We start from the raw sequence: 23,003 nt of genomic DNA, 5'->3' as shown, positions 1-23,003 counted from the left end.
GGGCTCTTCGCGTTCCTGCGCCTGTCCGCGCCGCCGGCGGCCCTGCCTTCCCCCGCCTGCCGCTTTGCGCCCGCCTTCCGCCTCGCTATAAGCGCCGCGTCCGCTCCCTCCGAGGAACCGCCGAGGAAACTTCATGTCCGTCGCCACCTTGCCCGATCTCGCCGCGCTCGAAGCCGAGCTCCATGCCGGCGTCGCCGCCGCCGCCGACGAGGCCGCCCTCGAAGCCCTGCGCGTCGCCGCGCTCGGCAAGAAAGGCTCGGTGTCCGAACTGCTCAAGAGCCTCGGCGGCATGAGCCCGGAGGAGCGCAAGACCGCCGGCCCCGCCATTAACGGCCTGCGCGACCGCCTCAACGCCGCGCTCGCCGAGCGCCGCACCGCGCTGAAGGCCGCCGCGCTGGAGAAGCGCCTGGAGACCGAGCGTCTCGACGTCACCCTGCCGGTGCGCGAGGCGCCGGCCGAGCTGGGTCGCGTCCACCCGATCAGCCAGGTGATCGACGAGCTCACCGCCATCTTCGCCGATATGGGCTTCGCGGTGGCCGAGGGGCCGGACATCGAGGACGACTTCCACAATTTCACCGCGCTGAACTTCCCCGAGGGGCATCCGGCGCGCGAGATGCACGACACCTTCTACCTGCCGACCAAGGAAGACGGCTCGCGCCTGGTGCTGCGCACCCACACCTCGCCGGTGCAGGTGCGCACCATGCTGGCGAACAAGCCGCCGATCCGCGTCATCTGCCCGGGCCGCACCTATCGCTCGGACAGCGACCAGACCCACACGCCGATGTTCCACCAGGTCGAGGGCCTCGTCATCGACAAGGGCTCGCATCTCGGCCACCTGAAATGGATCCTGCAGGAGTTCTGCAAGGCGTTCTTCGAGGTGGAGAACGTGACGATGCGGTTCCGCCCGTCCTTCTTCCCCTTCACCGAGCCGTCGATGGAAGTCGACATCCAGTGCGACCGCTCGCGCCCCGGAGAGATCCGCTTCGGCGAGGGCAATGACTGGCTGGAGATCCTCGGCTGCGGCATGGTGCACCCGAACGTCATCCGCAATTGCGGCCTCGACCCGGACGAGTATCAGGGCTTCGCCTGGGGCATGGGGATCGACCGCATCGCCATGCTGAAATACGGCATGCCGGACCTGCGCGCCTTCTTCGAGGCCGATGTGCGCTGGCTGCAGCATTACGGCTTCCGCCCGCTCGACTTCCCGACGCTGGCCGGCGGCCTTAGCGCATAACCCGGTCAATGGGGATTGATGTGGCCTGGATCAAGTCGGTTTCGCGCGTTGAGTCCAAAGGAAGGCTGCAGCCGACGCAAGTTGTAGCTGTGGTGAAGGTCTTTGAGACCGACAACTCAACGCCCATTGTGCAAATTGACACGCATGGCTCTGATGACCGGGAAATTCCCGGAAAACTCAGCCAAACGATCCAGTTGGGCGAAGAGACAGCTAAGCAGCTGTTTGACATTTTCAAAGAAACCTACGGGTTCAAATAGATCATGAAATTCACCCTCTCCTGGCTGCGCGAGCACCTTTCCGGCAGCTACACGCTGGACGACGTCACCGGCGCCCTCAACCGCATCGGCTTCGAGGTCGAGGGCGTCGAGGACAAGGCGGGCAAGCTCAAGGGCTTCTCCATCGCCTATGTGATCTCGGCCGAGAAGCACCCCAACGCCGACAAGCTGCGGGTCTGCATGGTCGATACCGGCGCCGGCGAGCCGGTGCAGGTGGTGTGCGGCGCGCCCAATGCCCGCACCGGCATGAAGAGCGTGTTCTCGCCGCCCGGCACCTATATCCCCGGCAAGGACATCACGCTGGGGGTCGGCTCGATCCGCGGCGTCGAGAGCCGCGGCATGCTGTGCTCGGCGGCCGAGCTGCAGCTCTCCGAGGATCATGACGGCATCATCGACCTGCCGGCCGACGCTCCCGTGGGCGCTGTTTATGTCGACTGGATCGGCCTCGACGACCCGGTGGTCGAGATAGCCGTGACGCCGAACCGCGCCGACGGCCTCGGCATTCACGGCCTCGCCCGCGACCTCGCCGCCGCCGGCATCGGCACGCTGGTCGAGGACGAGATCGTGCCGGTGCCGGGCGCCTTCCCCTGCCCGGTGAAGGTGACCATCGCCGAGGGGGCCCCTTGCCCCGCCTTCGCGCTGCGCCTCATTCGCGGGGTGAAGAACGGCCCGTCGCCCGACTGGGTGCAGGCCAAGCTGCGCGCCATCGGCCTGCGCCCGATCAACGCGCTGGTCGACGTCACCAACCTCATCACCTTCGACCAGAACCGGCCGCTGCACGTGTTCGACGCCAAGAAGGTGCATGGCGACCTGGTGGTGCGCCGCGCCACGGCCGGTGAGACGCTGCTGGCGCTCGACGGCAAGACCTACACGCTCGACGCCTCGATGTGCGTGATCGCCGACGATAAGGCCGTGGAATCGCTCGCCGGCGTGATGGGCGGCGAGGAGAGCGGCTGCGACGAGGCGACCACCGACGTGCTGGTGGAATCGGCGCTGTGGGAGCCGATCAACATCGCCCAGACCGGCCGCAAGCTGGGGCTGAACTCCGACGCCCGCTTCCGCTTCGAGCGCGGCATCGACCCGGCCTTCACCGTGCCGGGCCTGGAGCTGGCGACCAAGCTGATCCTCGACTTCTGCGGCGGCGAGCCCTCGCAGGTGGTGCTGGCCGGCGCGATCCCCGACACCACGCGGACGATTGCCTTCCCGCTGTCGCTGACCGAGAAGCTCGCCGGCCTCGTCGCTGACGATGCCGAACAGATCGGCGTGCTGGACAAGCTCGGCTTCAAGGTCGCGGGCACCAGCGGCACCGTCGACGTCGTGCCGCCGTCCTGGCGCGGCGACATCGAGGGCAAGGCCGACCTCGTCGAGGAAGTGGTGCGCATCATCGGCCTCGACCGGGTGCCTGCCACGCCGTTCCCGCGCGACGAGACCGCCCGCCAGCCGGTGCTGACCACGCTGCAGATCCGCACCCGCAAGGCCAAGCGCACGCTGGCCACGCGCGGCCTCGTCGAGGCCGTCACCTGGTCCTTCGTGCCCAAGGCCTCGGCCGAGCTGTTCGGCGGCGGCCAGCCCGAGCTGGCGCTCGCCAACCCGATTGCCTCCGACCTCTCCGACATGCGCCCCAGCCTGCTGCCGGGCCTCATCCGCTCGGGTCAGGCCAATGCCGACCGTGGCCTGGGCGACGTCGCGCTGTTCGAAGTCGGGCAGGTGTTCAAGGGTGACCGGCCGCAGGACCAGTTCATCTGCGCCACCGGCATCCGCCGCGCCTTCGCCAAGCCGGCGGGCACCGGGCGCCACTGGTCGAGCAAGGCGACGGTGGTCGACGCCTTCGACGCCAAGGCCGATGCGCTCGCCGTGCTCGCCGCCTGCGGCGCTCCGGTCGCCAATCTGCAGATCTCGACCGATGCGCCGTCCTGGTTCCACCCCGGCCGCTCCGGCAGCTTCCGGCTCGGCGCCAATGTGATCGGGCATTTCGGCGAGTTGCACCCGGCGCTCCTGGAGGCGCTCGACGTCGAGGGGCCGCTGGTCGGCTTCGAGATCGTGCTCGACAAGATCCCCGAGCCGAAGGCCAAGGCGACGCGGGTGAAGCCGCTGCTCGACCTCTCGGCCTTCCAGCCGGTGGAGCGCGACTTCGCCTTCGTGGTGGCGCGCTCGGTGGCGGCCGGCGACATCGTCAAGGCGGTGGCCGGCGTCGACCGCAAGCTGATCGTCGCGGTGAACGTGTTCGACGTCTATGAGGGCGCCGGCATCGACGCCGACAAGAAGTCGGTGGCGCTCTCCGTCACCCTGCAGCCGCGCGAGAAGACGCTCACCGACGCCGAGATCGAGGCGGTGGCGGGCAAGATCGTCGCGGACGTGACCAAGAAGACCGGCGCCAGCCTGCGAGGCTGAGGGTGGATGGCCTCGTTACCCTCTCCCCGCCTGCACTCGGCTGTCGCCGAGTGCAGTTCCGGCGCGATCGAAACCGGAAACATCCGGTTTCGATGGAGAGGTGGCCCGCGCAGCGGCTCGGCGAGGGGCTGCGCGATTGCGGACCCGACGAAGGCCGCTTACCCCGGCCCTCTCCGTCGGCATCGGATGTATTCGGCGCTAACTTTGTGAGGTGTAGGACTCGGCTATAGCCGAGTTCTGTGCGGGGAGACGGAGCGGCCCGCTCGATTCCGCGTCATCCCGACCGGCGTCCTGACGACGTGGAGCCGGGATCGCTCTCTCGTGTTTGCGCATGCCCGAGCGGCCTAGCACCGTCCGGGAGGATGATCCTTCGCTCGGGAGACGACGACCGGGCTCGCGGCAGTCCGGCCTAGGCGGGGCCGCCGGTGAGGCGGATGACGCGCTCGGCGGCGATCTCGCCGGAATTCCACGCGCCGGTAAGCGTGCCCCAGCCGCTGACATTGGCGTACTCGCCGGCGAAGACGATGCGGCCGAGCGGCGACGCGAACTGGCTGCGCTGCGCGCCCTGCCCGGGCGCCGCCACCGCCATGGCGCCGCGAATGAGCGGGTCGGCGGTCCAGTTCGACGCCACCCCCTTGCCGATCTCGCCAATGCCGAACGCCGCGCGCATATAGGCCTGCGCCGCATCGCGCGCCGCCGCTTCCCCCTTGCCGGACAATGCCCGCGCCGCCGCGCCGCCGAAGCGCAGCACATGCACGTCGCTGCCGCCGAGGCGACCGCGCAGCAGCGCCGGCGTGCCCTCCCCCACCTGCGCCAGCACCGTCTCGTTATCGGCGAGGTGCAGCGGATTGCCCGGCAGTTCGAAGGCCACCTGCTCCATGGCGCCGGACGGGCAGCCGCGCAAGGCGAGCGCGATGCGGGTCGGAAAGGCCGGGTTGAAGCGGATGGCATCGGAGGCCAGCACCGCCGCCGGCACCGCGAGGATGACGGTGCGGGCGCGGATCACGTTGCGGTCGCCGCGCAAGGCGAGCGCGTAGACGCGGCCGGCATTGGTGATCTGCGTCACCACCACATTGGTGCGCAGATTGGTCCACGCCGCCAGCCGCTCCAGCATGGTGCCGACCCCGAGCGTGCAGGTGACGTCGTCCGGCGGCGCCTGCCGGCGCGACAGGTCGAGCGTCGAGACGGCGGACAGCGGCTGGCCGCAGCCGAGCGGGCCGAGCAGCGCCTCCACCGTCGCGGTCCACGGGCCGCGCGTGGCGAAGAAGGCCGCAGCCGGCCCGTCCTTGCCGCCATCGGCGGCGGCCAGCATGTCGCGCCGCGCCCGGCCGAGCGCGAGGGCGAAGGCGTCATAGCCGCTCTCCGCCGCCTCGCGGCCGTCGACGAACAGCCGCGCCGAGGCGGGAACCGCGACCAGCGGCAGCCCGGCCGCCTCGGCGGCGTCGGCAAGGCCGCCATCCATCCGCGCGAAGGTTGCCGCCCCGAGATCGACCGACGGCCCGAGCGTCGTGTCGCTGCGCGCCCGCCCGCCGACCCGCGCGGCGGCCTCCAGCAGCACATAGGAGCGCCCGGAGGCGGCGAGCTTGCGCGCCGCCGCGATGCCCGCCGCGCCGGCCCCGACAATGGCGACGTCGACGCCGGTGCCGGCGGTCTGCGCCAGCGCCGGCGCCGCGAGCGCAGCGGCGGGCAGACCGGCCAAGCCGGCAAGGAACGCGCGGCGCGTGGGGCGGGGCAATCGGATCATGCGGCAAGAAACTCCGGCATCGGCCGCCACGCTAGAGCATGTTCCACGAAAGCTGAAAGGCTTTCGCGGCGAGGACGTGCTCCGGCTTATTGAATCCGGAGCCGCTTCCAATCGGGCGATTCCATCCGATCGAAAGGGCTCCGGCACCCACCGCCGCGCGACGGAACGCCTCGAGCCTCACCCGCCGGCCCGGACAGAATCATGGTTTGTTCGGCGAGAACGAATCGAGGACCGACTCGGGACCGGTGATTCCGCAAGCGAAAAATCTCGCGGCCGACGCAGCGGAAACCGCGTCGCCCCTTTGAACCGGTGCCGCGCGTGACTAGCTACAGGCCACCTCACCACGCGAGACGCCATGCTCCACGACGCCGTCACCGCCTTCGGGCGCACCTTCTCCCCCGCCTATCGCCGGGTGCTCATCCGCTCCGTGCTCATCGCCCTCGGCCTGCTGGCGGCGCTCGGCATCGGCGCGCATTGGGCGCTGACCTATTTCGTCATGCTGGACTGGGGCTGGGCGCAGCTGACGCTCGACATACTCGCCGCGCTCGGCATCTTCATCGGCGCCATCTTCCTGGTGCCGCCGGTGACCTCGCTGGTCGCCGGCCTGTTCCTCGACGAGGTGGCCGAGCGGGCGGAAGCGGAGGATTTCCCCGCCGACCCGCCTGGGCGGGCGCTGCCTTTCGTGCGCTCGCTGGCGATGACGCTGAAATTCTTCGGCGTGATGCTGGTGGTGAACCTGATCGCGCTGGCGCTGCTGCTGGTGCCCGGCGTCAACCTCGTGGTGTTCTACATCGCCAATGGCTACCTGCTCGGCCGGGAATATTTCCAGCTCGCCGCCATGCGCTTCCGCAGCGAGGAGGAGGCGGGCGAGCTGCGGCGCCGGCACGGGCTGTCGATCTTCCTCGCCGGGCTGATCATCGCCGTGCTGGTGTCGGTGCCGATCCTCAACCTCGTCACCCCGGTGTTCGCCACCCTGTTCATGGTGCGGCTGCACAAGCGGCTCACGCGGCGGGCGCTGCCGTCTTAGACGGCCAGCGGCAGAGGTCGGCGATCAGGCAGCGCCAGCATTCCGGCGCTCGCGCCTTGCACACATAGCGCCCGTGCAGGATCAGCCAGTGATGCGCGTGCAGCTTGAAGCGGTTCGGGATCATCCGCTCCAGGCCGAGCTCGACCTCCAGCGGGTTCTTGCCGGCGGAGAGCCCGGTGCGGTTGGCGACGCGGAACAGATGCGTGTCCACCGCGATGGTCGGCAGGCCGAAGGCGATGTTGAGCACGACATTGGCGGTCTTGCGGCCGACGCCGGGCAGGGTCTCGAGGATCGCCCGGTCGGCGGGGACCGCGCCGCCGAACTCCGCGACCAGCCGGCGCGACAGCTCGACCACGTTCCGCGCCTTGCCGCGATAGAGGCCGAGGGTGCGGATATGGCCGGCGACGCCCTCCTCGCCCAGCGCCACCATCGCCTCGGGGGTCGGCGCGGCGGCGAACAGGGTGCGGGCCGCCTTGTTCACCCCGACATCGGTGGCCTGGGCGGACAGCACCACCGCCACGAGGAGAGTGAAGGGATCGACGTAATCCAGTTCGCCCTTGGGCTCGGGGTCGGCGGCCTCGAAGCGCGAGAAGGCCTCCGCCACCTCGGCCGGCGTCCACGGCGCGATGTCGCGCCCGGCGAGCGCGGCGGCGGCATTGGCCACCGCGCGACGACGCTTGACCATCTCGGGCGCCGCCGGGGTCGCCTCGCGGGCGGCCGTCTTGCCCGCGGCCGCTTTGTTGCCAGCCGGTTTGGCCTTGCGGCCGGGCTCAGCCGGCGCCGTCGCCCGCTTGGGAGCCGGCTTCGGGGCGGGTTTGCGCGGGGAGGTGTCGGGCGGGGATTTCTTGTCGTCGCGAGCCATTTGCGAGCTATAATGCGGGGTCATGAGCGCTGCCAAGAGCTTTGCCGCCACCGGCCTTGCCGACGACCGGACCGCCCTCGCCGGAGGCGACGCGCCGGGCGAGGAGCCGACCCTCTATCGGGTCCGCCTCGCGCCGCATCGCTCGCTGGATGAGCGCGGCTTCCGGCTGGTGATGCTGCTGGTCGCCGGGGTGAGCTTCGTCTGCGGCACCGCCTTCCTGCTGATGGGCGCCTGGCCGGTGTTCGGCGTGTTCGGCCTCGACGTGCTCGCCATCTACATCGCCTTCCGCATGAGCTTCCGTTCGGCGCGGGCCCGCGAGGAGATCACGGTGACGCCGAGCCTGATCGAGGTGCGCAAGATCGACCCGCGCGGCGGCGCCGACGAGGCGCGGCTCAACCCGCTCTGGACCCGGCTCGACAAGGAATTCCACGAGGATTACGGCCTGCAGCGCCTCAGCCTCACCTCGCGCGGCACGCCGGTGGTGGTGGGTGGCTTCCTGCACACCCAGCAGCGGGAAGAACTCGCTCTCGGGCTCGACCGCGCGCTGGCGCAGGCCAAGCGCGGCGTGGCGCGGTCCGACCTCTGATGGAGACTCAATGATGGAGGTTGCGTCGAAATCGGGTGGCCCCCTGCTGGCAGACATGTCCAAATGGGCGCAACAGGAGGACACCGCCGTGCTCGCGCCAACTCTGGAGAATGCCCGTCCGCTCGAAATCGCCGCGAACGACTATGAGACCGTCCGTCGCGCCGTCGAGTTCGTGAACCGCCGCTTCCGCGACCAGCCCGAGGTCGAGGAGATCGCCCGCGCCGCCGGCGTCTCGCCGCGCGCGCTCACCGATCTGTTCCGCCGCTGGTGCGGCCTCAGCCCCAAGGCCTTCCTGCAGGCGGTAACGCTCGACGCCGCCCGGCAGGTGCTTTCCGAATCCAACAACGTGCTCGACGCCGCCTATGAGCTCGGCTTCTCCGGCCCGGGCCGGCTGCACGACCTGTTCGTGGTGCATGAATCGCTGTCGCCCGGCGAATGGAAGACCGGCGCCGCCGGGCTGATCATCCGCTGGGGCTTCCACCCCTCGCCGTTCGGACGCGCGCTCGCCATGGCGACGCCGCGCGGCCTGTGCGGCCTCGCCTTCGCCGACGAGGGCGGCGAGGACGAGGCGCTCGCCGACATGCGCAAGCGCTGGCCCAACGCCATCTATGTCGAGGACCCGCTGGCGACCGCGCCCTATGCGGCGCGCATCTTCGACCAGGAATGCTGGCGGCCGGACGACCCGCTGCGCATCGTATTCATCGGCACCGATTTCGAGGTGCGGGTGTGGGAGACGCTGATGCGCATCCCGATGGGCCGCGCCACCACCTATTCCGCCATCGCCGGCCATATCGACCGGCCGAAGGCGGCGCGCGCCATCGGCGCGGCGGTGGGCAAGAACCCGATGTCCTTCGTGGTGCCCTGCCATCGCGTGCTCGGCAAGAGCGGCGACCTCACCGGCTATCACTGGGGCCTGACCCGCAAACGCGCCATACTCGGCTGGGAAGCCGGGCAGGTCGGCGGGAAATAGGGGACGGCAGCTCGCTTCGGGCGCCCATTTTCCCATCAGGACGCGGGCCGCACAGGAGCGGTCCGCTCCCTCTCCACATCGAACTCGGCCGTCGTCGAGTTCGATCTTCTGGAAGTCAGATCCGGCAACAGCCGAGTTTAACGGGGGGCTTGAGTGGGGGTCTTCGACGCTTCCCAACGGTGTCGCCCCTCACCGCCCCGCTGCGCGGGCCACCTCTCCGCCGAAGCCAGATGTTTCCGGCTTCGCCCTTGCCAGAACCGAAGGCAGCAGCCGAGTTCGGGCAGCTGAATGTTCCGACTTCGGCCTTGCCTGAACTCCACTCGGCAGCAGCCGATTGCAGGTGGGGAGAGGAAAGGAAAAAGAGCTGCTGGCGGATCCCGTCCCGGATCGGCGTTCCGCCTGCGGTGTCACGGGTCCGGGACGCGAGGATGGTCGGCGGGGGCTCTCCATCTCGGCGGAGATTAGGCCGGAGCGCGAGGGCCCGCGCATGAGACCGAGCCGCCCGGCAAGAGCGGCGACTTCGCCGGCTATCACTGGGGCTTGACCCACAAGCGCGCCATACTCGGCTGGGAAGCCGGGCAGGTCCGCGGGAAGTAGGCGGGCGGCTGCCCTTGGGGGCCGTTTTTCCCATCGAGAGGCGGGCCGCGCAAGGACGACCCGCTCCCTCTCCCCGCCCCGAACTCGGCTGTTGCCAAATTCAGGATCTGGATGGTCAAAACCGAAAGCATTCGGTTTTGACCGAGAAGGCTGGGGTGAGGGGTCTTCTTGGCTTCCCAGTCGCTAGAGCCCCTCACCGACCCGCTGCGCGGGCCACCTCTCCCCAACGGGGAGAGGAATGGAAAAGGGCCTCGAAAAGCTCTGTCTCCCGTCCCCTCACGGCATGGTCAGCCGCCGCACGGCGTCGCGCCAGCCGGCGAGCTTGGTCTCGCGTAGCACCGGCTCGAGGATCGGCGTGAAGCGGCGGTCGAGCCGCCAGCGGTCGGCGAAGCGCTGCGGCTTCGGCAGCACGCCGGCATGTAGCCCGGCGAGATAGGCGGCGCCGAGCGCCGTGGTCTCCCGCACCACCGGACGGTCGACCGGCGCCGCCAAGAGATCCGACAGACGCTGCATGGCGAAGTTCGAGGCGACCATGCCGCCATCGACGCGCAGCACCGTCGGCGCGCCATTGCCGCCGGCCTCCGCCCAATCGGCATGCATGGCGTCGAGCAGGTCGGCGGTCTGGTAGCAGACGCTTTCCAGCGCCGCGAGGGCGATCTCCGCCCGCCCGGTGCCGCGCGTCAGCCCGAACAGCGCCCCGCGCACATCCGGATTCCAGTGCGGCGCGCCGAGCCCGACGAAGGCCGGCACAAGATAGACCTGCTGGGCGGGATCGGCCGCCTCGGCCAGCGCCTCGCTCTCGGCCGAGGCCTTGATGATGCCGAGCCCGTCGCGCAGCCACTGCACCGCCGCGCCGGCGACGAAGATCGAACCCTCCAGCGCATAGGTGCGCTTGCCGTCCAGCTGATAGGCGATGGTGGTGAGCAGCTTGTTCTTCGAGGTCACCGCCGTGGTGCCGGTATTGAGCAGCGCGAAGCAGCCGGTGCCGTAGGTCGACTTGATCATCCCCGGCTGGAAGCAGGCCTGGCCGACGGTGGCCGCCTGCTGGTCGCCGGCGATACCGCAGATGCGGATGCCGCCGCCGAGCAGCTCCGGCAGGGTGGTGCCGAAATCGGCGGAGGAATCCCGCACCACCGGCAGCATGGAGCGGGGCACCCGCAGCAGCGCCAGCAGCTCGTCGTCCCATTCGCCGGTGTGGATGTTGAACAGCAGGGTGCGCGCGGCGTTGGTGGCGTCGGTGGCGTGCACCGCGCCGCCGGTCAGGTGCCAGAGCAGCCATGAATCCACCGTGCCGAAGGCGAGCTCGCCGCGCTCGGCGCGCGCCCGCGCGCCCGGCACGTGATCGAGGATCCAGCCGATCTTGGTGCCGGAAAAATAGGGATCGAGGATCAGCCCGGTGCGGGCGCTCACCAGCGGCTCGTGGCCTTCCGCCTTCAGGCGGGCGCAGAGCTCGGCGGTGCGGCGGTCCTGCCAGACGATGGCGCGGTAGATGGCAGCGCCGGTCTTGCGGTCCCAGACCACCGTGGTCTCGCGCTGGTTGGTGATGCCGATGGCGGCGATGTCCGCCGCCTTGGCCCCGGTCTGCTCCATCGCCGCCCGGCAGGTGGCGAGGGTGGTCTCCCACAGGTCGCGCGCCTCGTGCTCGACCCAGCCGGAGGACGGGAAATGCTGCGGGAATTCCTGCTGCGCCTGCGCCGCGATCGAGGTGTCCGGCCGGAACAGGATGGCACGCGAGGAGGTGGTGCCCTGGTCGATGGCGAGAAGGTAGCTGGTCATGCGCAATCCACGTTGCAAGGTCTCGCCCGCCGCGCCGCGACGTCGCGTCCGGACCTCCAATGGTCCGGGCCGGGATCTATCCCGCCACGTCCGAACCCGCGAGGCCCGGCGCCGGCATCGGGCGCCGATCTCCACGACGGCGTCGGGGTCGACGGCCTGAAGACGGAAGCATGAAGAGGGAGGCGTGAAATCGGCGCCCCGCAGGCGGAGGCCCGAGGGCCACCGGAGGGGAAGTCCGGGCGGGCGCCGGCATCGGCGTCCGCCCGGTTGTCGCGATGGTTCCTATCCGCGGTCCTTGTCCGCTGGCCGCCGGCCGGTTGACCCGGCTCGTGCGGCCCGGTCGGTCACTTCTTCGGCGGGGTGGCGGGCCAGGACTTGATCAGCGCGTCGTAGTCGACGGTCTCGCCCTTGGGCTTCTCATTGGCGAGCTTGGGCTGCGGCGCCAGGTTGCCTTCCTTCTTGGCGAGCTCCACCCAGTACTCCATCGGATGCTTCTCGTTCAGCTTCGGACCGCAGTCGCCCTGCACGCCCGACTTCTCCAGACGCGCCATCACCGATTCCTGCGCCTCGGCCAGCGAGTCCATCGCCGCCTGCGGCGTCTTGGCCCCCGAGGAGGCGTCACCGATGTTCTGCCACCACAGCTGCGCCAGCTTCGGATAATCCGGCACGTTGTTGCCGGTCGGCGACCACTGCACCCGCGCCGGCGAGCGGTAGAACTCGACCAGGCCGCCCAGCTTCGGCGCCCGCTCGGTCATCGACGGCGACCAGATGTCGCTCTCGCGGATGAAGGTCAGGCCGACATGGCTCTTCTTCAGCGACACCGTCTTGGAGGTGACGAACTGCGCGTAGAGCCACGCCGCCTTGCGACGCTCCACCGGGGTCGACTTCAGCAGCGTCCAGGAACCCACGTCCTGGTAGCCGAGCTTCATGCCGTCCTTCCAGTAGGCGCCCTTCGGCGAGGGGGCCATGCGCCATTTCGGCGTGCCGTCGGCGTTCATCACCGGCAGGCCGGGCTTCACCATGTCGGCGGTGAAGGCGGTGTACCAGAACATCTGCTGGGCGATGTTGCCCTGCGCCGGCACCGGTCCGGCCTCGGAGAAGGTCATGCCCAGCGCCTGCGGCGGCGTGTATTTCTTCAGCCACTCGATATACTTGACGATCGAGTAGACCGCCGCCGGGCCGTTGGTGTCACCGCCGCGCTCCACGGTGGAGCCGGTCGGGCGGCAGCCCTCCATGCGGATGCCCCATTCGTCGACCGGCTTGCCGTTGGGCAGGCCGCGATCGCCATTGCCGGCCATGGAGAGCCAGGCATCGGTGAAGCGCCAGCCCAGCGAGGGATCCTTCTTGCCGTAGTCCATGTTGCCATAGACCTTGACGCCGTTGATCTCCTTCACGTCGTTGGTGAAGAACTCGGCGATGTCCTCATAGGCCGACCAGTTCACCGGCACGCCGAGCTCGTAGCCATACTTGGCCTTGAACTTGGCCTTGAGGTCCGGGTTGGTGAACCAGTCGTAGCGGAACCAGTAGAGGTTGGCGAATTGCTGGTCGGGCAGCTGGTAGAGCTTGCCGTCCGGCGCGGTGGTGAAGGAGGTGCCGATGAAATCCGGCAGGTCCAGCGTCGGCGAGGTGACGTCCTTGCCCTCGCCGGCCATCCAGTCGGTCAGCGGCACCGCCTGCTTGTAGCGGAAATGCGTGCCGATCAGGTCGGAATCGTTCACCCACGCATCGTAGATGTTCTTGCCCGACTGCATCTGCGTCTGGATCTTCTCCACCACGTCGCCCTCCTGGATGAGGTCGTGGGTGAGCTTGATGCCGGTGATCTCCGAGAACGCCTTGGCGAGGGTCTTCGCCTCGTATTCATGCGTGGTGATGGTCTCGGAGACGACGTTGATCTCCATGCCCTTGAAGGGCTCGGCCGCCTTGATGAACCACTGCAATTCCTTCAGCTGGTCCTCCTTCGACAGCGTCGAGGGCTGGAACTCAGCGTCGATCCACTTCTTCGCAGCCGCCTCGTCGGCACGGACAGGCGCCGCGAAGGCGACCAGCGCGACAGCGCTGGCGGCAAGCAGGAGCCGGGTGCGGCTCTTAGACGTCGACATGGGTCTCTCCTCCCGTTTCACTCCCAGAGCCCGCGCGGCCTGCCGCCGCTTCGGGCGAATTCACACGAGGCGGAACACCGCCAGTGCGTAGACAAGGCAGAGCGCGAGCGCCCAGCCGAGTTCGGGTCCCACCAGGCCGAGCCAGGCGAGATTGATGAAGGCGCTGCCCAGCAGCGTGATGAACAGCCGGTCGCCGCGCGTGGTGGGGATGCGCAAGATGCCGACCCGCGCCCGCTCCGGCCGCCACAAAGCGAGCAGGGTGAACACGGTCAGCAGGCTGGCGATGCAGGCGAAGAACAGCCCGGTCTGCCAGGTCCACGCCATCCAGGCGGTGTTCTCGGCAAGGCTGGCGGTGAAATTCTCCATCGCTCCCTCCTCACACCCGCCCGAGGGCGAAGCCCTTGGCGATGTAGTTGCGCACGAACCAGATCACCAAGGCACCGGGGATGATGGTCAGCACGCCGGCGGCGGCGAGCAGGCCCCAGTCCATGCCCGCCGCCGAGACGGTACGGGTCATGGTCACCGCGATCGGCTTGGCGAAGGTGGCGGTCAGCGTGCGGGCGAGCAGTAGCTCAACCCACGAGAACATGAAGCAGAAGAAGGCGGCGACGCCGATGCCCGAGGCGATCAGCGGCATGAAGATCCTCACGAAGAAACGCGGGAAGGAATAGCCGTCGATCGCCGCCGTCTCGTCGATCTCGCGCGGCACGCCGGACATGAAGCCTTCGAGTATCCACACCGCCAAGGGCACGTTGAACAGGCAGTGCGCCAAAGCCACCGCCCACGGCGTGTCGAACAGGCCGATGGCGGAATAGAGATTGAAGAAGGGCAGCGCGAACACCGCCGGCGGCGCCATGCGGTTCGACAACAGCCAGAAGAACAGATGCTTGTCGCCGACGAAGGAATAGCGCGAGAAGGCGTAGGCCGCCGGCAAAGCGAGGCTGATCGAGATGATGGTGTTGAGCACCACATAGGTCAGCGAGTTGATGTAGCCCGAGTACCAGCTCGAATCGGTGAAGATCTTGATGTAGTGCTCGAAGGTGATCGCCTGCGGCCACAGCGAGACCGTGGTGTTGATCTCGAAATTGGTCTTCAGGCTCATGTTCACGAGCCAGTAGATCGGCAGCAGCAGGAAGATCAGGTACAGCGCCATGATGAAGGCGCCGCCGCGCGTGTTCTGGTTCATGCCGCGCTCCCCTGGTCGGGCCGCTCGCTGCCGGCATGGGTCATCACCGTGTAGAAGACCCAGCACAGCGCGAGCACGATGAGGTTGTAGACCAGCGACATCGCCGCCGCCTTGCCGAGGTCGAACTGGCCCAGCGCGAGCTTCACGAGATCGATGGACAGGAAGGTGGTGGCGTTGCCGGGCCCGCCGCCGGTGAGCACGAACGGCTCGGTGTAGATCATGAAACTGTCCATGAAGCGCAGCAGCACCGCGATCAGCAGCACCCGCTTCATCTTCGGCAGCTGGATGGTGGTGAACACCGCCCAGCGCGAGGCGCCGTCGATGCGCGCCGCCTGGTAGTAGGCGTCGGGGATCGACTTGAGGCCGGCATAGCAGAGCAGCGCCACGAGGCTGGTCCAGTGCCAGACATCCATCACCACGATGGTGACCCAGGCCGAGAACACGTCGCCGGTGTAGTTGTAGTCGATGCCGAGCGCGTTCAGGCCGTAGCCGAGCAGGCCGATATCGGCGCGGGCGAACACCTGCCAGATGGTGCCGACCACGTTCCACGGGATCAGCAGCGGCAGCGCCATCGTCACCAGCGTCGCCGCCACCCGCCAGCCCTCGCGCGGCATGGACAGCGCCACGAGGATGCCGAGCGGCACCTCGATGGCGAGGATGATGGCGGAGAACAACAGGTTGCGCCACAGCGCGGCGAAGAAGCGGCCGCCGAGCTCGGTCGACGGATCGAGCAGTTCCTGGAACCAGCCGAGCCCGTTCCAGAAGAACTGGTTGTTGCCGAAGGTGTCCTGAACCGAATAGTTGACCACCGTCATGATCGGGATGATCGCCGAGAAGGCGACGATGGCGAAGACGGGGGCGACCAGCCACCAGGCGCGGTTATTGACGGGCTTGTCCATGGCTCAGGCCCTCGCGGCTGGCTCCCTCTCCCCGATGGGGAGAGGGGTGAAGGTCGGGAACGGTGCGAATGGCGACGCGCTCATCCCACGCCTCCCTCGCCGGGAACCAGCACGCCGCCGGCATAGATGTGGATCTGCCGCGTCTCCAGGCTCAGCCCGGCCCGGTCGCCGTCGAGGACGAGCCCCTCCGGCACCATGGCGGCGGCGGGATGGCCGGCGATCTCGACGCGGGCGATGCGGGCGCGGCCGATGTCGTCGATGCGCTTCACGCTCACCGGCAGGCCGGTGCCGGCGCGGGCTAGCGTGGCGAATTCCGGCCGCACGCCGAGCTCGATCTTCGCCCCGGCCGGCAGCGCCGGATAGGCGCGGGCCAGCGGCACGGCGACGTCGCCGATATGGGCGGTGGCGCCTTCCACCCGCGCGGGGAGCACGTTCATGCCCGGCGAGCCGATGAAATGGCCGACGAAGGTGTGCGCCGGGCGTTCGAACAGCTCTTCCGGCGTGCCGGTCTGCACCACCGCGCCGTCATGCATCACCACCACCGTGTCGGCGAAGGTCAGCGCCTCGGTCTGGTCGTGGGTGACGTAGATCATGGTGAGGTCGAGCGCGCGGTGCAGTTCCTTCAGCGTCGAGCGCAGCTGCCACTTCAGATGCGGGTCGATGACGGTGAGCGGCTCGTCGAACAGGATGGCGGCGACGTCGGCGCGCACCAGGCCGCGGCCGAGCGAGATCTTCTGCTTGGCGTCGGCGGTGAGGTTGGAGGCCTTGCGGTCGAGCGCCGCGCTCATGTCGAGGCGGGCGGCGATCTCCTCCACGCGCTTGGCGATGGTCTCGCGCGGCAAATGCCGGTTCTTCAGCGGGAAGGCGAGGTTCTCGCGCACCGTCATGGTGTCGTAGACCACCGGGAACTGGAACACCTGGGCGATGTTGCGCGCCTCGGTGGGCAGCTTCGTCACGTCGCGGCCATCGAACAGGATGCGCCCCTGGGTGGGGGTGACGAGGCCGGAGATGATGTTGAGCAGCGTGGTCTTGCCGCAGCCCGAGGGCCCGAGCAGCGCATAGGCGCCGCCCTGCCGCCAGACGTGGTTGATCTCCTTCAGCGCATAGTCCTGCGGACCCTGCGGATCGGGCCGGTAGGCATGGGCGAGATGATCGAGTGTGATGCTGGCCATCGCGCCCTCCCTCAGGCGGCCGCGTCGAGCGCGGTGCCGGTGCTGCGGCCGCTCGCGTCGAACAGGAGAATGTGGCGGGGATCGATCACCACCTCGACCGCGGCTTCCGGCTCCAGCCGCCGCACGCCGGGCACCAGCGCGGTGAGGCGCTCGCGGCCGCCGGCGGCGCCGACGACATCCATGTGCAGGAAGCTCTCCGAGCCGGTGACCTCGGTGACGGCGATGCTGGCGGCAAGGCGGATGAGGCCGCCGTCGCGCGGCTCCCCGTAAGTACGGTCCTCGACCGCGAGGTGGTGCGCCCGGACGCCGACGGTGTAGCTGCCGTCCGGCACCCCGGCGAAGGCGCCGATGGCGGCGACGGTGGCGCCGTTCGCCAGCCGCACCGTGCCGCCCGCCTTGGTGACGCGCAGCGTGTTGAGCGGCGGATCGGAGAACACCCGCGCGGTGGCGAGGTCGGCGGGACGGCGATAGACCTCGGCGGTCGGGCCGAACTGGGTCACCGCGCCCTGCATCAGCGTCGCGGTGCTGCCGCCGAGCAGCAGCGCCTCGGTCGGCTCGGTGGTGGCGTAGACGAACACCGCGCCGGTGGAGGCGAAGATGCGCGGCAGTTCCTCGCGCAGTTCCTCGCGCAGCTTGTAGTCGAGATTGGCCAGCGGCTCGTCGAGCAGCACCAGATCGGCGCGCTTGACCAGCGCGCGGGCGATGGCGGTGCGCTGCTGCTGGCCGCCCGACAAAGCGAGCGGGGTGCGCTGGAGATAGGGCTCCAGCTTCAGGAGCCTGGCGGCGGAGGCGACGCGGCTGTCGATCTCCGCCTTGGGCAGGCCCTGCACCCGCAGCGGCGAGGCGATGTTCTCGTAGACGGTCAGCGCGGGGTAGTTGATGAACTGCTGGTAGACCATCGCCACCGAGCGCTTCTTCACCGACAGGCCGGTGACGTCCTGCCCATTGGCGATCACCCGGCCGGAGGTCGGCGCGTCCAGCCCGGCCATCAGCCGCATCAGCGTGGTCTTGCCGGCCAGCGTCGCGCCGAGCAGCACGTTGAGGCTGCCGCGCTCCAGCTTGAGCGAGACGTCGTCGATATGGACGGCGCCCTGCACCTCGCGGCGGACATTCTGCAATTCGAGGGTCATTGCGCCGCCCTCCGGGCCGCCGGCCGCAACTCCTCGGCCATGAAGGCGTCGAGCGCCTCGGCCTCGGCCGGGCTCAGCCGCAGGCCGAGCTTGGAGCGGCGCCACAGAACGTCGGCGGCCGTGCGCGCCCATTCCTCCCGCATCAGATAGCGTACCTCCGCTTCGGTGAGATCGGCGCCGAACACCCGGCCGAGATCGGCAGGGCTGCGCAGCCCGTCGAGCAGGCGCAGTGCCCGCGTGCCGTAGGCCCGCACCAGCCGGCGGGCCAGCGCCTCCTCGATCCACGGATGCGCCCGCTGGATCTGGGCGACGAGGCGCGGCTGGTCGCCCACCGCGAAATCGCCGCCCGGCAGCGTCGCGCCGCGGGTCCAGGCCGGCTTGGCGAGCGCGGCCAGATGCGGGCCGAGCTTCTCGATGGCGTGCTCGGCGAGCCGACGATAGGTGGTGATCTTGCCGCCGAACACCGAGAGCAGAGGCGGCTTGCCTTCGCCGTTCTCCAGCTCCAGCACATAGTCGCGGGTGGCTTCCTGCGCCTTGGAGGCGCCGTCGTCATAGAGCGGGCGCACGCCGGAATAGGTCCACACCACCTGCTCCGGCGTCACCGGCGCCTTGAAGTACTCGCTCGCCGCCGCGCAGAGATAGGCGATCTCCTCCGGGCTCGCCTTCACCTGATGCGGCGCGCCCTTGTAGTCGCGGTCGGTGGTGCCGATCAGCGTGAAATCCTGCTCATAAGGGATGGCGAAGATGATGCGGCCGTCGGCGTTCTGGAAGATGTAGGCGCGGTCGTGCTCGTAGAGCTTGGGCACCACGATGTGGCTGCCCTGCACGAGGCGGACATTGGCCGGCGAATTGACCCGCACCACCTTGGCCAGCACCTCGTGCACCCAGGGACCGGCGGCGTTCACCAGCACGCGGGCGCGGATCGTCTCGCGCACGCCGCCCTCCTCCACCTCGATGCGCCAGTGATCGGCGCCGCGCTCGGCCGAGACCACCCGGCAGCCCGGGCGGATGTCGGCGCCGCGCTCGGCGGCGTCGAGGGCGTTCAGCACCACCAGGCGGGAATCCTCGACCCAGCAGTCGGAATATTCGAAGCCGCGCGTATAGCCGTCACGCAGCGGCTTGCCGGCCTCATCGCGGGTGAGGTCGAGCGTGCGGGTCGCCGGCAGCTTCTTACGGCCACCAAGATGGTCGTAGAGGAACAGGCCGAGGCGCAGGAGCCAGGCCGGGCGCAGCCCGTCATGATGCGGCAGCACGAAGCGCAGCGGGCGGATGATGTGCGGCGCCATCGCCCACAGCACCTCGCGCTCCATCAGCGCCTCGCGCACCAGACGAAACTCGTAATGCTCGAGATAGCGCAGCCCGCCATGGATCAGCTTGGTGGAGGCGGAGGAGGTGGCGCCGGCGAAGTCGCCCTGCTCGAACAGCACGACCGAGGCCCCGCGCCCGGCCGCGTCGCGGGCGATGCCGCAACCGTTCACGCCGCCGCCGATGACGGCGAGGTCATAGATCGAATCGAGTGCGCGCGTGGTCACTCACAGCCTCCCGGTGAACCGCCCTGACATTGAGGAGCGATTTCGTTCTTATGTTCACATGGACGCTATATGAAACTGAAATTGCGCGCAACTCGGTCGAAAACGAAAGATTTCGAGTTTCGAACCGGTGCAATGCAATAAGGAGGCACCGTTCGGCGGGGGCTCCGCCTTACGTTACGCGCGCTTCCGCCATGCTGCGGCGCGAGGTGCCCGGAATGGAAGCAGGCTCAAATCACCAGCACGCGGTCCGGCAATTCGTTGGGACCGCCGTCGGAGGCGGGCAGATGCGCCTTGAGAATCCGGCCGACGACGTCGACGCCGGCCTCCAGACCCTCGGCGAGATGCCCGCCGCGCGCACCTTCCAGCACGGCGGCGCACACTTCCTGCCACGCTCCCGCGCCGACGCGGGCATGGATGGCCTCGTCGGCCACCACCTCGACGATGCGGTCGTCCGGCGCCACCAGGATCAGCACGCCGGTACGCCCGCGGGTGCCGTGCATGCCGAGCGCGAGGAAATGGTCGAGCGCGGCGGCGCGGGCCGCCTCCTCCACTGCGGCGCGCGGCACCAGCGCCCGGCCGAGCGGGGTGGCGAGCAACAGCGCGCCGGCGATCGCGAAGGCGGCGGCCTGCGCGCCGAGCAGCGCCGGCACGTCGAGACGGGTGAGGAAGGCGAGCGGCCAGGGCAGCACCAGCGCCAGCAGCGCCGCCCACATCAGGGCGTAGAAGGGATGGCGCACCAGCGGATGCGTCACCACCATCAGCCGTACCTCGCCACTGGTATCGGCCTCGGCGCGGCGCACCGCCTCGGCGAGCGCCACATGCTGGTCGGCGGTGAGGACATGGTCGGGCGCGCCTTTGTCCATCACCAGCTCCCCGAGGCACCGCCGCCGCCCGACGAACCGCCGCCGCCGGAAAAACCGCCGCCGCCACGCCCGCTCGACCAGCCGCCCCCGCCGCCGGACCAGCCGCCGCGCGAGCGGCCGCGCGACCATTCCCAGCCGGAAATCCCGCCCGGCAGCGCCGCGCCGCCGGCCCCGCGCCGGCCGAGATAGCCGCCGCGCACCTGCCGGTAGACCACGAAGATCCAGAAGCCGATCATCACCGCGAAGATGATCAGCGGCACCCAGTCATCCGGCGTCATCGCCGGCTCCGCCGCCTTGCGCGCCCGCGCCTCGGCCTCGGCGGGATCGAGATTGAGGATCTCGATCACCGCGTCGGTGCCCTTCTCGATGCCGGCCGGGAAATTACCGGCGCGGAACTCCGGCAGGATGGCGGTCTGGATGATGGTGGAGGCCACCGCGTCCGGTAGCACCCCTTCAAGGCCGTAGCCGACCTCGATGCGCACCCGCCGCTCGGCGGGCGCCACCATGAGCAGGGCGCCGTTGTCCTTGTCCGTCTGGCCGAGCTTCCAGGCGCGGAACAGCCGGTTGGCGTAGTCCTCCACCGAGGTGCCCTGTAGCGAGGGCACCGTCGCCACCACGAACTGGTCGGTGGTCTTCGCCTCCTGCGCGGCGAGCTTGGCCTCCAGCGCCGCGCGCACCTGCGGCGACAGGATGCCGGCGGCGTCGACCACCCGCCCGGAGAGCGGCGGAAAGGTGAGCTCCGCCCGCGCCGCCACGGCGGTGGCCAGCGTGAGCGCGAGGACGATGAGGAAGGCGGCGCGGCGCAGCATGGCGACCGGTCCCGGAGACGAGGGTCAGTTGAACTTCACCTGCGGCACCTTCATCTGCTCCTCGGGGATGGTGAAGGTCTCCATCGGCTTGCTCGAACGATAGAGTGTGGAGGCCCAGAGCACGCCGGGGAAGGTTCTGAGCTCGGTATTGTAGACCCGCACCGCCTCGATATAGTCGCGCCGGGCCACGGCGATGCGGTTCTCGGTGCCCTCGATCTGCGCCTGCAAGGCGAGGAAGTTCTGGTTCGACTTGAGGTCGGGATAGGCCTCCGACACCGCGATCAGCCGGCCGAGCGCGCCGGAGAGCTGGGCCTGCGCGTCCTGGAACTTCTTGAACGTCTCGGGATCGGTGATGGTGGAGGCGTCCACCTTGATCGAGGTGGCGTTGGCGCGGGCCTCGGTCACCTGCGTCAGCACGTCCTTTTCCTGCTGGGCATAGCCCTTCACCGTCTCGACGAGATTGGGGATCAGTTCGGCGCGGCGCTGGTACTGGCTGAGCACCTCGCTCCAGGCCGCCTTGGCCTTCTCCTCATTGGTCGGGATGTTGTTCACCCCGCAGCCGGCGAGGCCGACGGCCAGCACGAGCAGGAGGAACGGCATCAGCAACCGGCGTCGGACGACGGTGAGGTCAGTCAGGAACGACATAGGCACATCCCCCTTTGAACATTGCACGCTTGGACGCGCGCTTGGGCGATACACGGCGCGAAGCTCGCCCCCACTATAGGGCGGTCCGGGGCGCGCGTCGCGGTCTCGCCCTCATGGCGGCGGTCTGCGATAGATGTGGACGGCGGCCGACGTCGCGCGACAAGCGGCGCGACGCCATGCACGCTTCGCCGTCTCCATTGGAATTGCCCGTGCCCGACATCAGCTGGTCCCTGCTTCCGTCGATCTTCCGCGCCCTCCTGGTGCTGGCGCTGCTGCTGGCGACGCCGGTCGGCGCGCTCGGCCTGTGGTACCAGACGCAAGGCCCGGTGCGCCTCATCGCCTATGCCGCGCTGGCGGCGGCGGTGCTGGCGGCGCTCGCCCTCGCCGTCACCGGTAAGGTGGGGAGCGGCTGGCTGGTGGCGCTGACGGCGGCCGGGGCGTTCATCTGGTGGTGGACGAGCATCCTGCCCTCGAACGACCGCGTCTGGGCACCCGATGTCGCGCATGGCGTCACCGCCACCATCGCGGGCGACGAGGTCACGCTGCACAATGTGCGCGATTTCCGCTGGACCACGGAAAACGACGCGATCGAGCATTGGGAGGACCGGCGCTACCGGCTCGACCAGATCACCGGCGTCGACCTGTTCTCCTCGGTGTGGAGCAACCCGGCCATCGCCCACACGCTGGTCGGCTTCTCCTTCGCCGACGGGCAGCGCGTGGTGTTCTCCGCCGAGATCCGCCGCGAGCAGGGCGAGGCGTTCTCCGAGATCGGCGGCTTCTTCAAGCAGTTCGAGCTGGTGCTGATCGCCGCCGACGAGCGCGACATCGTCCGCCTGCGCACCAATGAGCGGCGCGAGACGGTATCGCTGTTTCCGATCGACCTGACGCCGGAGCTGCGGCGGGCGCTGTTCCTGTCCTTCACCACGCTCGGCAACGAGCTGGCGCGCCAGCCGCGCTTCTACCAGACCATCACCACCAACTGCACCACGGTGATCTTCCGCCTCGCCCGGCTGATCGAGCCCGGCGTCGGCTTCGACTGGCGCATCCTGTTGTCCGGCTATCTGCCGGGCTATCTCTACGAGCAGGAGCTGATCGAGACCGACCTGCCGCTCGCCGAGGTCGAGCGCCGGGCGGTCATCACCCCGCTCGGGCAGGCGGCCGGCGACGCGCCGGATTATTCCGAGCGCATCCGCGCCCGCTGAGCCC

General features: G+C 69.2%; 20 protein-coding genes. 7 read left to right on the top strand and 13 right to left on the bottom strand.

All coding sequences use genetic code 11. The annotated features are described in order from the left end of the window. Positions 1-133 precede the first annotated feature (133 nt). From pheS to pheT, 3 genes are read left to right on the top strand one after another with little or no spacing between them, the layout of a single operon-like run. The gene (gene pheS / locus LGR54_RS04285) at positions 134-1,234 is read left to right on the top strand and encodes a phenylalanine--tRNA ligase subunit alpha (protein ID WP_370638124.1); all 1,101 of its coding nucleotides are present in this window, start codon (positions 134-136) and stop codon (positions 1,232-1,234) included. Positions 1,235-1,254: 20 nt separating this feature from the next. After that, entirely contained in the window at positions 1,255-1,491 is a 237-nt protein-coding gene (locus LGR54_RS04280; protein ID WP_230360690.1) for a hypothetical protein, read from the top strand. A gap of 3 nt (positions 1,492-1,494) precedes the next feature. Then, positions 1,495-3,900 carry a phenylalanine--tRNA ligase subunit beta gene (gene pheT / locus LGR54_RS04275; protein ID WP_230360689.1) on the top strand — a complete coding sequence of 802 codons (2,406 nt, stop codon included), beginning with the start codon at positions 1,495-1,497 and terminating at the stop codon, positions 3,898-3,900. Positions 3,901-4,309: 409 nt separating this feature from the next. On the opposite strand, the gene LGR54_RS04270 is transcribed toward pheT, so the two are convergent. Next, on the bottom strand, positions 4,310-5,644 hold the full coding sequence (locus LGR54_RS04270) for an FAD-dependent oxidoreductase (RefSeq protein ID WP_230360688.1): 1,335 nt from the start codon (positions 5,642-5,644) through the stop codon (positions 4,310-4,312). 355 nt (positions 5,645-5,999) lie between these two features. Here LGR54_RS04270 and LGR54_RS04265 point away from each other — a divergent pair, with 355 nt between their 5' ends. Continuing rightward, entirely contained in the window at positions 6,000-6,671 is a 672-nt protein-coding gene (locus tag LGR54_RS04265; protein ID WP_230360687.1) for a sulfate transporter family protein, read from the top strand. Here the strand turns inward: LGR54_RS04265 and nth are convergent. Next, positions 6,646-7,557, bottom strand: coding sequence for an endonuclease III (nth, locus tag LGR54_RS04260; protein WP_230360686.1), 912 nt, complete (start codon positions 7,555-7,557; stop codon positions 6,646-6,648). The genes LGR54_RS04265 and nth overlap by 26 nt on opposite strands. Here nth and LGR54_RS04255 point away from each other — a divergent pair. Continuing rightward, the gene (locus LGR54_RS04255; RefSeq protein ID WP_230360685.1) at positions 7,556-8,119 is read left to right on the top strand and encodes a DUF2244 domain-containing protein; all 564 of its coding nucleotides are present in this window, start codon (positions 7,556-7,558) and stop codon (positions 8,117-8,119) included. The two genes, nth and LGR54_RS04255, sit on opposite strands and share 2 nt — an antisense overlap. An 88-nt stretch (positions 8,120-8,207) precedes the next feature. Next, the gene (locus LGR54_RS04250) at positions 8,208-9,089 is read left to right on the top strand and encodes a bifunctional helix-turn-helix domain-containing protein/methylated-DNA--[protein]-cysteine S-methyltransferase (protein WP_230360807.1); all 882 of its coding nucleotides are present in this window, start codon (positions 8,208-8,210) and stop codon (positions 9,087-9,089) included. 873 nt (positions 9,090-9,962) lie between these two features. Here LGR54_RS04250 and glpK read toward each other — a convergent pair. From glpK to LGR54_RS04195, 11 genes are all read right to left on the bottom strand, one after another. Then, positions 9,963-11,462: a glycerol kinase GlpK gene (gene glpK / locus LGR54_RS04245; RefSeq protein ID WP_230360684.1), complete on the bottom strand. Its 1,500-nt coding sequence runs from the start codon at positions 11,460-11,462 to the stop codon at positions 9,963-9,965. 344 nt (positions 11,463-11,806) lie between these two features. Further along, complete coding sequence (locus LGR54_RS04240) at positions 11,807-13,561, bottom strand: ABC transporter substrate-binding protein (RefSeq protein WP_230360683.1); 1,755 nt, start codon at positions 13,559-13,561, stop codon at positions 11,807-11,809. 60 nt (positions 13,562-13,621) lie between these two features. Beyond that, positions 13,622-13,927, bottom strand: a complete 306-nt coding sequence (locus LGR54_RS04235; protein ID WP_230360682.1) for a DUF2160 domain-containing protein — start codon at positions 13,925-13,927, stop codon at positions 13,622-13,624. A gap of 10 nt (positions 13,928-13,937) precedes the next feature. Next, complete coding sequence (locus LGR54_RS04230; RefSeq protein ID WP_230360681.1) at positions 13,938-14,747, bottom strand: carbohydrate ABC transporter permease; 810 nt, start codon at positions 14,745-14,747, stop codon at positions 13,938-13,940. After that, positions 14,744-15,646: a carbohydrate ABC transporter permease gene (locus LGR54_RS04225; RefSeq protein ID WP_230360680.1), complete on the bottom strand. Its 903-nt coding sequence runs from the start codon at positions 15,644-15,646 to the stop codon at positions 14,744-14,746. The genes LGR54_RS04230 and LGR54_RS04225 overlap by 4 nt, the downstream gene beginning before the upstream one ends. An 80-nt stretch (positions 15,647-15,726) precedes the next feature. Then, positions 15,727-16,818 carry an ABC transporter ATP-binding protein gene (locus tag LGR54_RS04220; RefSeq protein WP_230360679.1) on the bottom strand — a complete coding sequence of 364 codons (1,092 nt, stop codon included), beginning with the start codon at positions 16,816-16,818 and terminating at the stop codon, positions 15,727-15,729. 11 nt (positions 16,819-16,829) lie between these two features. Continuing rightward, a complete protein-coding gene (locus LGR54_RS04215; protein ID WP_230360678.1) occupies positions 16,830-17,948 on the bottom strand; it encodes an ABC transporter ATP-binding protein in 1,119 nt (372 codons plus the stop codon). Then, positions 17,945-19,480 carry a glycerol-3-phosphate dehydrogenase gene (gene glpD, locus LGR54_RS04210; RefSeq protein WP_230360677.1) on the bottom strand — a complete coding sequence of 512 codons (1,536 nt, stop codon included), beginning with the start codon at positions 19,478-19,480 and terminating at the stop codon, positions 17,945-17,947. Before glpD ends, LGR54_RS04215 begins: the two co-directional genes overlap by 4 nt. Positions 19,481-19,707: 227 nt before the next feature. Next, positions 19,708-20,343, bottom strand: a complete 636-nt coding sequence (locus LGR54_RS04205) for a TPM domain-containing protein (protein WP_230360676.1) — start codon at positions 20,341-20,343, stop codon at positions 19,708-19,710. After that, positions 20,343-21,152, bottom strand: coding sequence for a YgcG family protein (locus LGR54_RS04200; protein WP_230360675.1), 810 nt, complete (start codon positions 21,150-21,152; stop codon positions 20,343-20,345). Before LGR54_RS04200 ends, LGR54_RS04205 begins: the two co-directional genes overlap by 1 nt. A gap of 24 nt (positions 21,153-21,176) precedes the next feature. After that, a complete protein-coding gene (locus LGR54_RS04195) occupies positions 21,177-21,797 on the bottom strand; it encodes a LemA family protein (RefSeq protein WP_230360674.1) in 621 nt (206 codons plus the stop codon). Positions 21,798-22,006: 209 nt separating this feature from the next. On the opposite strand from LGR54_RS04195, the gene LGR54_RS04190 reads away from it, so the two are divergent. Further along, positions 22,007-22,999: a DUF4105 domain-containing protein gene (locus tag LGR54_RS04190; protein WP_230360673.1), complete on the top strand. Its 993-nt coding sequence runs from the start codon at positions 22,007-22,009 to the stop codon at positions 22,997-22,999. Positions 23,000-23,003 lie beyond the last annotated feature (4 nt).

It is taken from the genome of Ancylobacter sp. Lp-2, assembly GCF_020523795.1.
Lineage (GTDB): Bacteria > Pseudomonadota > Alphaproteobacteria > Rhizobiales > Xanthobacteraceae > Ancylobacter.
The sequence above is the reverse complement of the archived record's forward strand: the minus strand, read 5'-3'. Positions and strand labels throughout refer to the sequence as shown.

Coding starts and splice junctions, on each gene's coding strand:
- pheS (WP_370638124.1), top strand. CDS start 134: ATGTCCGTCGCCACCTTGCCCGATCTCGCCGCGCTCGAAGCCGAGCTC.
- pheT (WP_230360689.1), top strand. CDS start 1,495: ATGAAATTCACCCTCTCCTGGCTGCGCGAGCACCTTTCCGGCAGCTAC.
- LGR54_RS04270 (WP_230360688.1), bottom strand. CDS start 5,644: ATGATCCGATTGCCCCGCCCCACGCGCCGCGCGTTCCTTGCCGGCTTG.
- LGR54_RS04265 (WP_230360687.1), top strand. CDS start 6,000: ATGCTCCACGACGCCGTCACCGCCTTCGGGCGCACCTTCTCCCCCGCC.
- LGR54_RS04255 (WP_230360685.1), top strand. CDS start 7,556: ATGAGCGCTGCCAAGAGCTTTGCCGCCACCGGCCTTGCCGACGACCGG.
- nth (WP_230360686.1), bottom strand. CDS start 7,557: ATGACCCCGCATTATAGCTCGCAAATGGCTCGCGACGACAAGAAATCC.
- glpK (WP_230360684.1), bottom strand. CDS start 11,462: ATGACCAGCTACCTTCTCGCCATCGACCAGGGCACCACCTCCTCGCGT.
- LGR54_RS04240 (WP_230360683.1), bottom strand. CDS start 13,561: ATGTCGACGTCTAAGAGCCGCACCCGGCTCCTGCTTGCCGCCAGCGCT.
- LGR54_RS04235 (WP_230360682.1), bottom strand. CDS start 13,927: ATGGAGAATTTCACCGCCAGCCTTGCCGAGAACACCGCCTGGATGGCG.
- LGR54_RS04230 (WP_230360681.1), bottom strand. CDS start 14,747: ATGAACCAGAACACGCGCGGCGGCGCCTTCATCATGGCGCTGTACCTG.
- LGR54_RS04225 (WP_230360680.1), bottom strand. CDS start 15,646: ATGGACAAGCCCGTCAATAACCGCGCCTGGTGGCTGGTCGCCCCCGTC.
- LGR54_RS04220 (WP_230360679.1), bottom strand. CDS start 16,818: ATGGCCAGCATCACACTCGATCATCTCGCCCATGCCTACCGGCCCGAT.
- LGR54_RS04215 (WP_230360678.1), bottom strand. CDS start 17,948: ATGACCCTCGAATTGCAGAATGTCCGCCGCGAGGTGCAGGGCGCCGTC.
- LGR54_RS04205 (WP_230360676.1), bottom strand. CDS start 20,343: ATGGACAAAGGCGCGCCCGACCATGTCCTCACCGCCGACCAGCATGTG.
- LGR54_RS04200 (WP_230360675.1), bottom strand. CDS start 21,152: ATGCTGCGCCGCGCCGCCTTCCTCATCGTCCTCGCGCTCACGCTGGCC.
- LGR54_RS04195 (WP_230360674.1), bottom strand. CDS start 21,797: ATGTCGTTCCTGACTGACCTCACCGTCGTCCGACGCCGGTTGCTGATG.